Origin of the sequence: Candidatus Symbiopectobacterium sp. 'North America' (assembly GCF_015762685.1) — a bacterium.
Taxonomy (GTDB): domain Bacteria; phylum Pseudomonadota; class Gammaproteobacteria; order Enterobacterales; family Enterobacteriaceae; genus Symbiopectobacterium.
Genome location: NZ_PEHF01000087.1, coordinates 14,766 through 31,030, shown reverse-complemented (window position 1 = coordinate 31,030; position 16,265 = coordinate 14,766). Strand labels below are relative to the sequence as shown.

The 16,265-nt window shown below is 52.7% G+C and carries 6 protein-coding genes and 8 pseudogenes; 8 read left to right on the top strand and 6 right to left on the bottom strand.

Annotation, left to right across the window (positions count from 1 at the left end; genetic code table 11):
* Positions 1 to 21 precede the first annotated feature (21 nt).
* Positions 22 to 1,014 carry an acyltransferase gene (locus CS369_RS18840; RefSeq protein ID WP_196908268.1) on the top strand — a complete coding sequence of 331 codons (993 nt, stop codon included), beginning with the start codon at positions 22 to 24 and terminating at the stop codon, positions 1,012 to 1,014.
* Here CS369_RS18840 and xylB read toward each other — a convergent pair.
* Positions 1,011 to 2,479 (bottom strand): annotated as a pseudogene (gene xylB, locus CS369_RS18835) (xylulokinase). The gene CS369_RS18840 and the pseudogene xylB overlap by 4 nt on opposite strands.
* 103 nt (positions 2,480 to 2,582) lie before the next feature.
* Positions 2,583 to 3,902, bottom strand: a pseudogene (xylA, locus tag CS369_RS18830) (xylose isomerase).
* 362 nt (positions 3,903 to 4,264) lie between these two features.
* On the opposite strand from xylA, the pseudogene xylF reads away from it, so the two are divergent.
* The 4 genes and pseudogenes from xylF (at position 4,265) to xylR (ending at position 9,367) form a co-directional block, all read left to right on the top strand.
* Positions 4,265 to 5,246 (top strand): annotated as a pseudogene (gene xylF / locus CS369_RS18825) (D-xylose ABC transporter substrate-binding protein).
* 85 nt (positions 5,247 to 5,331) lie between these two features.
* Complete coding sequence (locus CS369_RS18820) at positions 5,332 to 6,873, top strand: xylose ABC transporter ATP-binding protein (protein WP_196908267.1); 1,542 nt, start codon at positions 5,332 to 5,334, stop codon at positions 6,871 to 6,873.
* A pseudogene (gene xylH / locus CS369_RS18815) lies at positions 6,851 to 8,052 on the top strand (xylose ABC transporter permease XylH). Before CS369_RS18820 ends, xylH begins: the two are co-directional and overlap by 23 nt.
* 130 nt (positions 8,053 to 8,182) lie before the next feature.
* Positions 8,183 to 9,367: pseudogene (gene xylR, locus CS369_RS18810) on the top strand (D-xylose utilization transcriptional activator XylR).
* Between the two features lie 40 nt (positions 9,368 to 9,407).
* On the opposite strand, the gene CS369_RS18805 reads toward xylR, so the two are convergent.
* Positions 9,408 to 9,983 carry a DJ-1/PfpI family protein gene (locus CS369_RS18805; RefSeq protein ID WP_196908266.1) on the bottom strand — a complete coding sequence of 192 codons (576 nt, stop codon included), beginning with the start codon at positions 9,981 to 9,983 and terminating at the stop codon, positions 9,408 to 9,410.
* Positions 9,984 to 10,470: 487 nt separating this feature from the next.
* Between CS369_RS18805 and argG the strand changes: the two are divergent.
* Positions 10,471 to 11,822 (top strand): annotated as a pseudogene (argG, locus tag CS369_RS18800) (argininosuccinate synthase).
* A 243-nt stretch (positions 11,823 to 12,065) separates the two neighbouring features.
* Here the strand turns inward: argG and CS369_RS18795 are convergent.
* The 3 genes from CS369_RS18795 to CS369_RS18785 all read right to left on the bottom strand — a co-directional run bounded on the left by CS369_RS18795 (position 12,066) and on the right by CS369_RS18785 (position 13,646).
* Positions 12,066 to 12,632: a hypothetical protein gene (locus CS369_RS18795; protein ID WP_196908265.1), complete on the bottom strand. Its 567-nt coding sequence runs from the start codon at positions 12,630 to 12,632 to the stop codon at positions 12,066 to 12,068.
* Between the two features lie 193 nt (positions 12,633 to 12,825).
* The gene (locus CS369_RS18790; RefSeq protein ID WP_196908264.1) at positions 12,826 to 13,239 is read right to left on the bottom strand and encodes a hypothetical protein; all 414 of its coding nucleotides are present in this window, start codon (positions 13,237 to 13,239) and stop codon (positions 12,826 to 12,828) included.
* Between the two features lie 5 nt (positions 13,240 to 13,244).
* Complete coding sequence (locus CS369_RS18785) at positions 13,245 to 13,646, bottom strand: hypothetical protein (RefSeq protein ID WP_196908263.1); 402 nt, start codon at positions 13,644 to 13,646, stop codon at positions 13,245 to 13,247.
* Between the two features lie 129 nt (positions 13,647 to 13,775).
* On the opposite strand from CS369_RS18785, the pseudogene CS369_RS18780 reads away from it, so the two are divergent.
* Together CS369_RS18780 and CS369_RS18775 are read left to right on the top strand one after the other, a co-directional pair.
* A pseudogene (locus tag CS369_RS18780) lies at positions 13,776 to 15,086 on the top strand (Gfo/Idh/MocA family protein).
* A 2-nt stretch (positions 15,087 to 15,088) separates the two neighbouring features.
* A pseudogene (locus tag CS369_RS18775) lies at positions 15,089 to 16,264 on the top strand (oligogalacturonate lyase family protein).
* The last annotated feature ends 1 nt before the right edge of the window (position 16,265 follow it).

Here is a 16,265-nt window from a genome sequence, read left to right as displayed (position 1 = left end):
TAAAAACAAAAGGGGAGCCTCATGTCGGACAAAATAGGCTGGGTCGATAACCTACGCGCCGTCGCCTGCCTGATGGTGGTGTTGATTCATAGCACTACCTATTACATTACGGCGGCAGGTATGCCGGGCGAGCGCCATTGGGATGTGGCAAACTTGCTAAATTCCGCGTGCCGGGTGGGGGTTCCGCTGTTCTTTATGATTTCCGGCTACCTGTTTTTGGGCGAGCGGCGGGCGGATAAAAAGCACATGCTGCGTATTGGCTTCTACCTGCTGTTTTACAGCGCGGTGGCCTTGGCGTATATGGCGCTGCTGACACCTATTCATGCAGGCAACGCGCTACGGCTGTTTTGGCAAAAGTCGGTCTTTTATCATCTGTGGTTTTTCTATGCCATTCTGGTTATCTATCTGCTATCGCCGCTAATACGGGTTCCCCCGGTATCAGGACGTTATCTTGCCGTAGTAGTATTGATTCTAGCCGTTGTCGCCAATCCCAATACGCCTGAACTGACGATAGGGCATACCCCGTTGTTACCCATCAACGTGTATATTGTGGGCGACACGTTTTACTACCTGCTGTATGCGGTGGTGGGGCGCGCTTTGGGGACGTTAACGCCCACGCGTTGGGTCACGCTGGGAGCAGTGCCGTTGTTTGTTGTCTCCGTGCCGCTGATTGCGGTGGGCACCTCGCAGCAGACGTTAGTCAACGACAACTTTACCCAAACATTCTACCTCTATGCCAACCCGTTGGTGTTTATTGCGGCGGTGTGCCTGATGATCCTGTTCAAAGCGGCAGCACTGAGCGCTCCTTTGCCCGGATTTTCGTTTATCTCCCGCCATTCTCTGGCTATTTATGGCTTCCATGCCCTGATTATTCATTTTATTCGTACTCGCGATCTGGCCCTGAAAGGTTGGCCGATACTGGATATCTTTTACGTTTTTTTCTGCGCAGTGTTATGCAGAATGCTGCTTTCCCTGTTGGTGCAGCGATGCGACATTCGGCGTTGGGTCAGTTAATGGATATCGTTAATCAACGGGCGCAACTGCTGGTAGAGCATACGAAACGTTTCTCGTTGCTGCGCATAGCGGGCGTGCTGTGCGGCATCGGGCAGGTTAACCTGTTCCAGATGCAGCGGTGGCAACAGGTCGGCCAGCGAGATAGCGGGGTTCACGGCGCTTTGTGCCAGCCGTGCCGCCCCCAGCGCGGGGCCGACATCGCCGCCGGTGCGGTACTCCAGCGTCTGTCCGCTGATATCCGCCAGCATTTGACGCCAGTACGCGCTGCGTGTACCACCGCCAATCAAGGTGATGCTGGAGGGGCGCAGCCCGGTCATGTGCACCACGTCCATACCATCGGCAAGCGCGAACCCAACGCCTTCCAGCACGGCGCGCGCCAGTTCTGCCCGTCCATGCTGGTGGGTTAACCCCCAAAAAGCGCCTTTTGCCTGCGGATTATTGTGCGGGGTGCGCTCGCCTGAAAGGTAGGGGAGGAGCCAGACGGGGGGACGCAGGTGTTGACAGTGGCCTGTGCCGCTTCTTCCAGTAATTGCGGTACGCTTTCGGCATGGGTCAACCGGGCGGCCCAATCCAGACACGATGCCGCGCTCAACATCACCGACATCAAATGCCAGGTGCCCGGCAAGGCATGGCAGAAGCTGTGCACCGCGTGCTGCAGGTTGCTGAGAAAACCATCGCTGACCGCAAAATAGACGCCGGATGTGCCCAGTGACAGCATGGCTTGCCCCGCTTGCCACAGGCCTACCCCGACGGCACCCGCTGCGTTATCGCCGCCACCGGCAACCACCGGGACGCTATTCATGTTCCAGCGCTGTGCCAGTGCGTCAGAAAGGTAGCCAGTTATCTGATTGCCTTCAAACAAGTCAGGCATTGCCTCGCGATCGAGCGAACAGGCGGCTAGCAGCGCATCACTCCAGTCCCGTTTACCGACATCCAGCTACATCGTACCGGCGGCATCCGACATGTCGCTGGCAAATTCACCCGTCATACGCCAGCGCAGGTAGTCTTTGGGTAACAGGACTTTATCAATCTGTCGAAAGCATGCGGGCTCATGTTCCTGAACCCATTTCAGTTTGGGGGCCGTGAAGCCCGGCATCATCAGATTACCGGTAATCTGGCGAGAATCCGGCACCTGTTGTTCCAACCTGTGGCATTGGGTGGCAGTGCGGCCATCGTTCCACAGCATCGCGGGGCGCAACACCCGATGCTGTTTGTCGAGCAAGGTCGCGCCATGCATTTGCCCTGTCAGGCCGATAGCCTTAACGGCATGCAAATCGTGCTGTGTTGCCAGCGCCTGCACCGTGGCATCGGTTGCCGCCTACCATGCTTCAGGAGATTGCTCAGACCAGAGCGGATGGGGGCGGGATACCGTTAACGGTGCGCTTTGCGCGGCAATAACGCTGCCTTCCTCATTCAGCAGAAGGGTCTTTACGCCCGACGTGCCGAGATCGATATCCATATACATAATGTGAGATCCTTGTTTAGATCTGCCGATACCGCTGTAATTCCCACCGCGTTATTCCCACGGATAAGTAGCAACATCCGTGAGAATAGGCGACTTTTAACCGTTACTGATACAGGTAGTTGTTGATCAAATTCTCCAACATCTCCTGATGCCCGCTTTGGTGTTTCGGTGAGAGTTGTTTTGCGTGGACATGTTTCGCCAACTGCTCAAGGGAAAGTTTACCTTGCAGGATTTGCTGCCCGAGTTCACCGTTCCAGCCCGCATAGCGTTTGGCAACCCATTGGTTCAGCTTGTCATCTTCCAGCATCCGGGCTGCAACTTTTAGCGACAACGCTAACGTATCCATGGCACCGATATGGGCGTGGAACAGATCGTAGCGATCGGTGCTTTGGCGACACACTTTGGCGTCAAAATTCAGTCCACCGGTTGTGAAGCCGCCCGCTTTGAGGATCTCATACATGATCAAAGCATTTTCTTCCACGCTGTTCGGGAACTGGTCGGTATCCCAGCCCAACTGCGGGTCGCCACGGTTGGCATCAACCGAACCAAAAATCCCCAGCGCGATGGCAGTGGCTATTTCATGGTGGAATGTGTGTCCTGCCAGCGTAGCGTGGTTTGCTTCAATATTAACCTTGATCTCTTTCTCTAAACCGAATTGTTTCAGGAAATCATAAACGGTCGCCACATCGTAATCGTACTGATGCTTGGTCGGCTCCTGCGGTTTCGGTTCGATAAGCAGCGTGCCCTGAAAACCGATTTTATGCTTATGCTCGACCACCATTTGCATAAAGCGGCCAATCTGTTCCCGTTCCTGACGCAAATCGGTATTGAGCAAGGTTTCATAGCCTTCGCGCCCGCCCTACAGCACGTGGTTTTCTCCCCCGAGCTTCTGAGTGGCGTTCATGGCAGAAAAGACCTGTGTCGCTGCCCAGGCAAAAATTTCCGGATCTGGGTTGGTGGCAGCACCGGCAGCATAACGAGGGTGTGTAAAGCAGTTGGCGGTTCCCCAGAGCAGTTTTACCCCTGTTTGCTGCTGCTTTTCAGCAAATTTGTCGACAATGATTTGGAAATTATACAGATAGTCATTCAATGAATTGCCTTCCGGTGCGATATCCACGTCGTGGAAGCGGTAGTAAGGCACGTTCAATTTTTGGAAAAACTCAAAGGCAATATCGGCTTTTTGTTTTGCCAATTCCAGGGGATCCCCTGCCGCTTGCCAAGGGCGTTCAAAGGAAACGACGCCAAACATATCGGCACTGTTCCAACAGAATGTGTGCCAGTAGGCGACGGCGAAACGCAAATGCTCTGACATCCGTTTCCCCAAAATATCCTGTTCGGGATTGTAATGGCGGAAAGCGAAGGGATTTGTTGTGCCGCGGCCTTCATAACGAACACGTTCAATTTGTTCAAAATAGGTTGGCATGGAGAACTCCTTAAGAAAGTCATTCAGCGGGTAAGCGGTCATTGTTATTCATCTTCGGAGGGGATCGCCGTTTGCTCAATTATGTTATTTCACACTTGTGTTCAGATAATTATTAAGTGTGCAGCCGATCGCAAAAAATAACGGAGAGAAATATTCTGAATATACATTCATGAATAATGAGGGATGGTTGAGGGTGATAACAATAAAATATGATCGACTTCATAAAATTACGATTAAACAAAAAAACATAATTGCTTGGTGAAAATCTGTAATTGAAGCCGCGTCAGTTACCGGCAACACTTTTTCTGCTTGGTAGCGTTTCTTTCCTGCACGTTAAACGTTAAAAAAGAAAGGTACTCATGATGAAAGTTAAACACTTTTTACTGTCAGCCTGTGCCGCACTTGCGTTAATAAGCCATGCCGGATTTGCCAAAGAGGTAAAAATTGGTATGGCAATCGATGACTTGCGTTTGGAACGCTGGCAGAAAGATCGTGATCTCTTTGTTGCCAAGGCGCAAGCGCAGGGGGCGACGGTGTTCGTTCAGTCTTCGAACGGCAATGAGGAAACCCAGATTTCTCAAATAGAAAACATGATAAATCGCGGCGTCGATGTCCTGGTGATTATTCCTTATAACGGCCAGGTGCTTAGCAATGTGATTGCAGAAGCAAAACGCTAAGGTATCAAGGTCTTAGTCTATGACCGCATGATTAATAACGCAGATGTGGATTTTTATATCTCGTTTGATAATGAAAAGGTGGGAGAGTTACAAGCGAAATATCTGATTGACAAAGTGCCACAAGGGAATTATTTCCTGATGGGCGGTTCTCCGGTGGACAATAATGCAAAACTGTTCCGTAAGGGCCAGATGAACATATTAAAACCCTTGATTGACTCTGGAAAAATAAAAGTCGTTGGCGATCAATGGGTCGATGCCTGGTTGCCAGAAAATGCCTTGAAAATTATGGAAAATGTACTAACGGCAAACAATAACAATATTCAGGCTGTCGTCGCCTCCAATGATGCTACAGCGGGCGGTGCGATTCAGGCTTTGGCCGCGCAAGGTGGCGATTTCCGGGCAGGATGCGGATTTGGCGGCGATAAAACGCATTATCGCTGGCACGCAAACCATGACGGTGTACAAACCGATCACCAAGCTGGTAACGGAAGCCACTGATATTGCCGTTGCGTTAGGGGCGGGCAAAGCCCCCAAATCCAATGCCTCGCTGGAGAACGGATTGAAAGCGGTGCCGTCGTATCTGTTAGCGCCGGTGCCGGTTGATAAATCCAACATTGAAACCACCGTGATTGCCGATGGGTTCCATAAAGCCGCCGATCTGAAGTGATTAACTGGCCCCGAGTGTCTTCTGACACCGGGGCTTAGGCTGGCAGCGTTACCGGGTGTGCGGCAGGTGAACGACGGAGGTGAGAATGCCGTTCTTGTTGGAAATGAAAAACATCACCAAGGTGTTTGGCAGCGTAAAGGCGATGGATAGCGTCAGCTTGGCGTTGGAAGCCGGACAAGTATTATCGCTGTGCGGTGAGAATGGTTCGGGTAAATCGACGCTGATGAAAGTGCTTTGCGCCATTTATCCCTTCGGCAGCTATGGCGGAGATATCGTCTTCGCAGGCGTTCCGCTGCACGCCAGCCATATTCGTGATACTGAGCAGAAGGGTATCGCCATCATTCATCAGGAACTGGCGCTGGTCAAAGAGATGAGCGTGTTGGAGAACATCTTCCTGGGTAATGAGTGTACGACACGCGGCATATTGGACAGTGATTCTATGTATTTGCGCTGCCAGACCATGCTGGCGCGCGTCAAGCTTGAGGTCGATCCTCATACCCGACTCGGTGAACTGGGTCTGGGCCAACAGCAACTGGTGGAGATTGCCAAGGCACTTAACAAACAGGTGCGGCTGTTGGTATTGGACGAACCGACTGCCTCACTGACTGAGCGGGAAACCGCGATTTTGCTGGATATCATTCGTGATTTGCGCAATCACGGTATCGCCTGTATCTACATTTCCCACAAGCTAAATGAAGTCAAAGCCATTTCGGACGTCATCTGTGTGATTCGCGATGGCAAGCATATCGGTACCCATCCTGCCGACTCGCTTAGTGAAGAGCAGATCATCGCCATGATGGTGGGGCGGGAACTAACCGAGCTTTACCCTTCTGAAGCGCATGACATTGGCGAGGAGATCCTGCGCGTCGAACACCTGACGGCGTGGCATCCGGTTAACCGTCATATTCGTCGCGTCAATGATGTTTCCTTCGCGCTGCGTCGGGGAGAAATTCTGGGCGTCGCGGGGCTGGTTGGTTCCGGCAGGACCGAAACGGTGCAATGCCTGTTTGGTGCTTACCGTGGACGCCGGCAGGGCACTATTGTGCTTAAGGGGCATCCTGTAGCGATCAACGATTGCCAGCAGGCGATTGCGCTGGGTATCGCGATGGTGCCGGAAGACCGCAAAAAGGATGGCATTGTTCCGGTGATGAGCGTGGCGCAAAACATTACGCTGGCGGCACTAGACCGCTTTTCCGGGCTGTTTTCTTCGCTGGATGACGCGCGCGAACAGGATGTGATTCGCCAGTCGATTGCCCATCTTAAAGTGAAAACGGCCAGCCAGGATTTAGCCATTGACCGCCTGAGCGGCGGGAACCAGCAAAAAGCGGTGTTGGCAAAATGCCTGTTGTTAAACCCCGATATTTTGATTCTCGATGAGCCTACGCGCGGTATCAATATCGGCGCCAAATATGAAATATATAAACTTATTAATCAGTTAGCAAAAGAAGGGATGGCGATTATCGTCATTTCATCCGAGCTGCCGGAGGTGCTGGGACTGAGCGATCGTGTCCTGGTGATGCATGAGGGGCGCGTAAAAGCGGATTTGGTTAATCACGATTTGACACAAGAGCAGGTTATGGAAGCCGCGCTGAGGAGTGAACAACATGTTGAAAACGCCACCGTCTAATGCCTCTGCCGATACCCTGGCACCCAAACAACCGGCACAAGCGGGCGAGGCCGTGCGCTGGTTCAGGCAGGTAAATCTTCAGGTGTTTGTCATGATTGCCGCCATTATTGCGATTATGCTGTTTTTCACCTTGATGACCGATGGCTCCTATCTCAGCGCGCGTAATGTGTCTAACCTGCTGCGCCAGACCGCCATCACCGGCATTCTGGCGGTGGGGATGGTGTTTGTCATTGTCTCTGCCGAAATTGATCTTTCGGTGGGCTCCATGATGGGGTTACTGGGTGGATTGGCCGCCATCTTTGACGTATGGTTGGATGGCCGCTGCCGTTGACAATCGTGGTGACACTGTTTCTGGGGCTGTTATTGGGTGCCTGGAACGGCTGGTGGGTTGCGTACCGTAAAGTGCCCTCATTTATTGTTACCCTGGCAGGAATGCTGGCTTTTCGCGGTATTCTTATCGGCATTACCAACGGTACCACCGTCTCTCCAACCAGTAGCGCCATGGCGCAGATCGGCCAAAGCTATCTGCCTGCGGGTGTAGGATTTACGATTGGAGTGGCGGGGTTACTGACATTTATTGCTTGGCAATGGCGTCGGCGGCAAAAATGGGCCAGTCTGGGGCTCAGCGTAACGCGTCCGGTCAGTGACATTGGGCGGCAGGCTGTTATGGCTGTGCTGGTGCTGGGCGCGATTTACCTGCTGAATGACTATCGTGGTGTGCCAACGCCGGTGCTGATTTTGACGCTGCTGATGCTGAGCGGGATTTTTATGGCAACGCGCACGGCGTTTGGGCGTCGCATTTATGCCATTGGTGGCAATATCGAGGCGGCCCGCTTGTCGGGTATCAATGTTGCACGCAGCAAGCTGGCGGTTTTTGCCATTAACGGGCTGATGGTGGCGGTTGCAGGGTTGATTTTAAGTTCGCGTTTGGGGGCGGGCTCACCTTCTGCGGGCAACATTGCTGAGCTGAATGCCATTGCCGCTTGCGTAATTGGTGGCACCAGTTTGGCCGGTGGTGTTGGCAGCGTAGCCGGGGCGGTCATGGGGGCGTTTATCATGGCCTCGTTAGATAATGGAATGAGCATGCTGGATGTTCCGACTTTTTGGCAGTACATCGTCAAAGGAGGCATTTTGCTGTTGGCGGTGTGGATGGACACGGCCACCAAGCGCAAGGGCTGACCGTCTCTGATGACATGATGTCAGCGGGTCTCAGGAAACTGGCTGCGGTTCGCATTAATCAGCAAAATATTTTTGCTCACCGTGGGGGTGTGCTATTGAAAAGGGCATATCCACGGCTGGAGCAGTGAATATGTTTGAAAAACGCTATCGTATTACGCTGTTGTTTAATGCCAATAAAGTCTACGACCGGCAAGTGGTGGAGGGCGTGGGCGAGTACTTGCAGGCCTCTCAATGCGGTTGGGATATTTTTATTGAAGAGGATTTCCGCTGCCGTATTGATAATGTGAAAGACTGGCTGGGCGATGGCGTGATTGCCGATTTTGACGATCGGAAAATTGTTCAGTCGTTGCAGAATGTCGGCGTGCCATTGGTGGGCGTTGGCGGCTCTTATCACGATCCTGATGACTATCCCCCTGTGCATTACATCGCGACCGATAATCATGCCCTGGTGCAATGTGCGTTTATGCATCTGAAAGAGAAAGGGCTTAATCGCTTTGCCTTTTATGGATTACCGCCTTCGGGTGGCAAAGGGTGGGCGCAGGAGCGCGAGTACGCTTTTCGTCAACTGGTCGCATCGGAGCAATATCAGGGCGTGGTGTATCAGGGGATGGAAACCGCGCCAGACAACTGGCAATACGCACAAAATCGCTTGGCAGACTGGGTGCAAGCCTTACCGCCACAAACCGGCATTATCGCCGTTACGGATGCCCGAGCCCGCCATTTGTTGCAGGTGTGCGAATATTTGAACATCGCGGTGCCGGAAAAACTCTGTGTCATCGGTATCGATAATGAAGAGCTGACACGTTATCTGTCTCGGGTGGCGCTCTCATCTGTTGAGCAGGGCACACGGCAGATGGGCTATCGCGCCGCCAAATTGCTGCATTAGTTGTTACACCATCCGGTAGCACTACCTCTTCAGCGCATTTTGGTTCCTCCCGTGCGGGTGGTAGGGCGTAGTTCCACCGATTACCGTTCGGTGCACGACCCGGCAGTGATTCAGGCCATGCACTATATTCGCTGCTATGCCTGTAAGGGTATCAAAGTCGAGCAGGTGCTGGATGCTGTCGGCATGTCGCGCTCCAATCTGGAAAAACGCTTTAAAGATGAAATGGGGCAGACCATTCACGGTGTCATTCACGCAGAAAAGCTGGAGCGCGCGCGCAACCTGCTGGTGTCAACCTCACTGTCGATCAACGAGATCTCGGTGATGTGCGGTTACCCGTCGCTGCCCTATTTTTATGCGGTGTTCAGGAAAGAGTATGATTTGACGCCGAAAGAGTATCGCGATCGTTTCGGTGAAGATGTGAATCGGTGAAATGCCCGGCCTCGTTCACGATAGCCGGGCTAGCGGTTTTTTAGGCCGGTACGCGCCAGTGATCGTAATAGATATGCTCGATCTGGAAGTTGGTGTCTTCAACATCGCCGGTCAAACGGCAGGCAATGGTGCCTGCGAAGTCGAAGGCAACACCCAACCCTTTGCCGCTGATCAGGTTGCCATCTTCTACCACGTTCTGATCGACATAGATGCCGTCCGTGACATCCTTCCACAGATCGCCAGAACAGACATAGCGTCGGCCTTTTAGCAGTTTGTTGCCGCCCAACACGCGCGCTGCCGCAGAACAGATCGGGCAGATCAGTTTCCCTGCGTCGTCATGACGGCGAATAAACTCGGTGACCAGTGGGTTTGCTGCCAGACTCAGCGTGCCTTGCAAGCCGCCTGGGATCACCACGGCATCGAATAGTTCATCCATGCTTCTTTCCAACAGCGCATCAGCAAACATGCGGATATTGTGGTAGCTGCGCAGTTCCAGCATGTCTTGGCAGGACAGCATTTTCACGCCGATCTTCATACGGTGCAGGATATCTATCACCATAACCGCCTCTACTTCTTCAAAGCCTGGCGCCAGCAGGACGGCAACTTTCTTAGACATAACATCTCCAGCAAATAGGCAAGGGAAACCATAATCCGCCGAGAATAACAAAGATTTATCCTTTAAATGAAGCATTGTTTTATTATTTGGTTTCCCGTCGCGTAAATCGATTTTAGCCGCTGGATTGGCAGTGAAATGGCGGTATAATCGCCTGCTTAGTTTGTTTCCTCTCCGAGCTGTTCTTCATTGCATATTCTCTGTGGTAGAAATTCATAGATACCGTTACATTCAAAGGCGGCATAGCGACATTGACGGTTTTTTACAGAAATCATCACACGGCTCTTCCTGTCGCGGCAAAAAGATGTTTAAATTATAACTCATTTATTTTGCATAAATATGCATTTGTTGAGTGGCGAACAGTATCGGTACATGAGCGTGCCGCCACGCGCATAACGAGCTGATTTTTTCTCATCAATGCATGGCGTAACATATCGTGGTGTGGCTGTTAAGCTTCTCTCCATAAGTCTATCGAGCAGGGGTTTATTTTATGACGACGATTCTCAAGCACCTTCCGGCAGGTCAACGTATTGGCATTGCGTTCTCCGGAGGCCTGGATACCAGTGCAGCATTGCTGTGGATGCGTAAGGGGCGGTTCCTTATGCTTACACCGCAAACCTGGGACAACCGGATGAGGATGACTATGAAGAGATCCCTCGTCGCGCGATGGAGTACGGCGCAGAAAATGCCCGTCTTATTGACTGCCGCAAGCAGCTGGTTGCGGAAGGCATTGTCGCTATTCAGTGCGGTGCTTTCCATAACACCACGGGTGGCCTGACCTACTTTAACACTACCCCGTTGGGCCGTGCGGTAACCGGCACCATGCTGGTCGCGGCAATGAAAGAAGATGGCGTGAATATCTGGGGTGACGGCAGTACTTATAAAGGTAACGATATCGAGCGTTTCTACCGCTATGGTCTGCTGACCAATGCTGAACTGAAAATCTATAAGCCGTGGCTGGATAAGGATTTTATCGATGAACTGAGCGGCCGTCAGGAGATGTCCGAGTTTATGGTACAGTCCGGCTTCAACTATAAGATGTCCGCAGAAAAGGCCTACTCAACCGACTCCAACATGCTGGGCGCAACGCACGAAGCGAAAGATTTGGAATTCCTGAACTCCAGCGTGAAGATCGTTAACCCGATCATGGGCGTCAAGTTCTGGGATGAGAACGTCAAGATTGCGGCAGAAGAAATCACGGTACGTTTTGAACGCGGCTATCTGGTGGCGCTGAACGGCAAAACCTTTGCCGATGATGTGGAACTGATGCTCGAAGCCAACCGCATTGGCGGTCGTCACGGTTTAGGCATGAGCGATCAGATTGAAAACCGTATTATCGAAGCGAAGAGCCGTGGCATCTATGAAGCCCCCGGCATGGCGCTGCCGCACATTGCCTACGAGCGTTTGGTTACCGGTATTCATAACGATGATACCATTGAGCAATATCATGCACACGGTCGTCAGTTGGGCCGTCTGCTGTATCAGGGTCGTTGGTTCGATCCGCAAGCATTGATGCTGCGTGATGGACTACAACGCTGGGTGGCCAGTGCTGTCACCGGTGAAGTGATGCTGGAATTGCTTCGCGGCAATGACTACTCCATCCTGAATACGGTGTCGGATAACCTGACCTACAAGCCGGAACGTCTGACGATGGAAAAAGGCGATTCCGTGTTCTCACCGGATGACCGTATTGGTCAGTTGACGATGCGTAATCTGGATATCATTGATACGCGTGAGAAGCTGTTCAACTACGTCGAAACCGGGTTGCTGTCCTCCTCCGCGACGACGGGTTTGCCGCAAATGGAAAGCGTGGAACAGTTGCAGGACAAGAGCAGCAAATAACGCGCTGCTGGTTGTATTCCTTTTCAAGAGGGCACCTGCGGGTGCCCTTTTTTGTTGCTACACGGTGGTCAACAAATGACCGCTGTCACACTTCCAGTCGAGCGAGCCGTGACTGTCATCACACACAAAACGTTGATTATGTGAGTGATTGCACACTTTATCCCAATAAGTCACTCCCCGGATGCTGAGCGTCGGCTTCCCGTGTGTTTTACCTATAGGGAAATGCTTATTCTCATTTCACGGTCAAGACGCGGCGATGTCGCATTCCAGACTGGCTGCCAAATGAAGAAGGCGCTGCGGGTCGAGCAGTAGGTGAAAGGTATAAGGATTCTGTGTGCCCGCCGAGGAAAACCAGGTTTCCAGCTCGGCGATGAAGTGACGCAGCGTATGTAACGCTTGCCGCAGTTGTTCGTGTTGTGTGGGGTTATTGCCGTATTTGTGGATCCACAAGTGGGGCGCAAAAGCATGGGTAATGTGGCTGTAAGCGCGGGTATACCAGAAGGTGCGCTCCCAGCTAGCGGTGAGCGTGTGTTTAAAGGCGTCAGTGAGCGGCATGGCGGGTAATTTTTTGTCCACCTGAGCGCGCAGGTATTCCGCCAGAAAACGAGATTTCTGTTTTTCCAGGATGATGAGCTGCATTTGCTGCTCACCAACGGCCTCATCATCCGGTGGCATCAGCGGCTGAAAAGACTGAGACCAATTGGCACTGCGGGTATCCATATGCAGCAGTTGCAGCGCCTGCTCAAAGTCATGCGGGGGGCGGCTATGGCGTTGCAGCAGTCGTCCCAGCAGGCTGGGCGTTTTACACATCCAGTCGTGGCTGGAGGTATAGATAGCAAACAGATCGTCAATCTCTTGCTGTGACAGAGGACGCAGGGCGTAGGCTGCGAGCCATTCGATAAACAGCGTTTGCGGTGAAACTGACGGCGCGCGGATCAGTCGCGAGAGTCCGTACAGATTCAGCTCGTTGACTGAGCCCAGCAGCGCATTGTTTGGCAGCCATTCAACTCAGGCGTGCGGTGATCGCCTCAAGCTCGTCGTCCAGCGTTTGGAAGGCCCAGTGAAGACGCTTTTGCAGTTCGTCTAACAAGCAACAGGGGAGCAGCGTCCAGCCGTATTCGATGCCCCACAGATCGAATTCCACCCACTTACGGGAGCCGCTCAGGCGAGTAAGGGTGGGATTGTTGGCAAATCCGGGACGATAGTCCAGCTCCGTCTCTTTTACGGAAGCGCGTACATCATTAGGCAGCACATCCAACGCCATCTTTAACTGCTGGCGGGGCCACGCTTTGTCCTGGTAGTCGCGCAAGCCGCGTAAACGCAGGCCCTGGTAGAGGCGTTGCAGCGCCGATTCCCACTCCTTCTGGTGCACGGTAGGTGTGGAGAGCGAGAGGCGCAGGCCGCGCACAGTGGGCAAATGGCTCAGTATTTCCGGCAGGGTTTCACCGAAAAAAGGTTAAGAAACGCCGCATCGTTTTGTGGGGCTTGGGAAAGAAAGAATTCGGGAAATTTACGGTGCAGGTCGTGACAGTCTGGCGTCGCCTCGCCCTGAAGCCACAGTTGAATGTGGTTCTCTTCGCAATAACGTGCCACGTTTTGCAGATAGTGCAGGGTATTACTACGAGCGAGCAGCAAATGTTCCACCGTGGTGGGTGGACACCGCGGTGAGGGTTTGGCCAACAGCGCGAGCAGTGTTTGCTGATGCAGGATCAGCCCATTGAACTGGAACTTTTTGAGATAGTGCATGATGTCGGTAAACGTCTCCCACTGCCAGATGGCAGGGGTGTTTACCTCAAAAAATAATAGCGGTACCGGGTTACCCATGGCGAATCTCCTGCACGCGTCCTGCTCGCTGATACCAGCATGCGGATAGTAGAACGGGGGGGAAGGGGAGTCAATCGCAGGCGGGCTAATCGCGGTGTAGTCAATGAGAGTAAAAGAAGGGAGATGAAGATGAAGACTTATGCACTGGTTGGCACCGGTGGCCGTTCGGGGATGTACCTGGAAGTGATTGCGACCACCTATCGGCAGTCAGCGCGTATGGTGGCGCTCTGTGATACGAACCAGACGCGTATGGATTATGCCAATCGCAATCTGGAGAAGTGGGGCCATGCTAAGGTGGCGACCTGGAAAGCCGCGGATTTCGAGACGATGATCGCGTAGCACCGTCCTGACATCGTGATCGTCACCAGCGTGGATCGCACGCACGATCGCTACATCATCCGCGCGATGGAGTTGGGCTGTGATGTCATCACGGAAAAGCCAATGACCATTGATGAAGAGCGCGGTCTGGCGATCGTTGATGCGGTTGAACGCACTGGTCGCGATCTGCGGGTGACGTTTAACTATCGCTATGCGCCACATCACAGCAAGCTGCGCGAATTAATCCTCAACGGTACAGTCGGTGATGTCTTCTCGGTGCATTTCGAGTGGCTGCTGAATACGCAACACGGCGCTGATTATTTTCGCCGTTGGCACCGTGACAAACGCAACAGCGGCGGGTTGCTGGTCCATAAATTCACTCACCATTTCGATTTAGTCAATTTCTGGCTCGATTCCGTGCCGGAGTTCGTTTTCGCCCAGGGCGATCTGCGGTTCTACGGTAAGGAAAATGCCGAGCAGCGCGGCGTGAGCGAGTTCTATTCCCGCTGCCATAACCAACCGGCTGCACGCAACGATCCTTTCGCGCTGCACATGGAGGAGCGGGCGATGCTCAAAGAGCTCTACCTGAATGCAGAACATGAGGATGGCTACCTGCGCGATCAAAGCTTGTCCGGCGATGGCATCAGCTTTGAGGATACCCTGGCGGTAATGGTGAAGTACCGCAACAAAACGCTGCTGACCTACTCCCTCAATGCGTATCAGCCATGGGAAGGGTTGAACATCGCCTTCAATGGCAGCAAAGGGCGGCCAGAGATGAAGCTGGTCGAGAACTCCTATGTCAATGGTGGGGGAGAGCGTAAGAACGAGGGCAGCCTGATGGACTGCGATATCACCTGGTATCCGATGTTTGGCACGCCGGAACGCATTGAGGTGGCCTATGGACAAGGAGGACACAGTGGTGGCGATGCACTGATCCTGGAAGAACTGTTCGGCAATTCGGGGCCCGATCAGCTTAAGCGGCGAGCTGACAGCCATGCCGGAGCCATGTCCATTTTGACAGGGGTGTGAGGAAACCTTTCGATGCAACGTAATCAACCAGTATTTATCAACGAATTGCCTATGGGCAGGAAGCTGCTGTCACGGCGAAACAGGGAGCAATAGCAATGGCGAAAGGCGATGTTTATCAGCTCGAGTACCATGAGTATATCGATGAGGATACCAGCGCGCGGGTGACGCGATTGACACCCCCGAACGTTATCTGCCACCGCAATTATTTTTATCAGAAATGCTTTCTCGATGCAGGCCGGTCACTGATTTTTGCGGCGGAATTCGATGGGTCTCGCAACTACTACCTGTTGGAACTGGCTAGCGGCAAAGCGACACAGCTAACGCAAGGTGCAGGTGATAACACTTTTGGCGGGTTCCTATCTCCTGACGAGCAATACCTCTATTACGTGAAGGGAGAACGCGCGCTGATGCGGGTTACCTTGCAGGATTTGTCCGAGGAAACCGTCTATCAGGTGGCGGATGAATGGGTAGGTTATGGCACCTGGGTGGCCAACTCTGCCTGCACCAAGCTGGTGAGGGTGGAAATCCATCGTGATAGCTGGCGGCCCGTCAGTGACTGGACGGTGTTTCAGCAGTTTTATGAAGAAAATCCGCTCTGCCGTGTGATTCGCATCTATTTGCAAACGGGTGAGCGCACCACGCTATTACAAGAGAATCAGTGGTTAGGACACCCGATTTACCGTCCTCATGATGATAATACCGTTGCATTTTGCCATGAAGGGCCACTGGATCGGGTAGAAACCCGCATGTGGCTGATGAACGAAGATGGCAGCCATATTCGCCGAGTCAAATTGCCGGCACCAGGGGAAAGTTATACCCATGAATTTTGGGTACCAGATGACTCTGCCATGATGTATGTCACCTATGTGTAGGACAGCCCGGTGCGCTATTTGTGCCGGGTTGATCCCGATACGGGGGGCGATGAAAAGATTGTTGTCATGCCGCCGTGTTCGCATGTGATGAGCAATGACAATGGGCAGTTGACGGTTGGCGATGGTTCCGGTAAGACCATTGATATTGTTGACAATGACAAGTACGGCGATGCGACGGATCCCTATTTATACCTCTTTGATTTGAAGCACCAACAAACCCACAAAATTGCCAAACACAGTAGTTCATGGGCGGTGCTGGATGGCGATCGTCAGGTTACCCATCCTCACCCGCCTTTCACGCCCGATGAGAAACAGGTGTTGTTCTCCTTGGATAAGGATGGCAAGCCTGCGTTGTATCTGGCCTGTATTCCCGACGCTATTCTCCGCGTTATTCAATGAT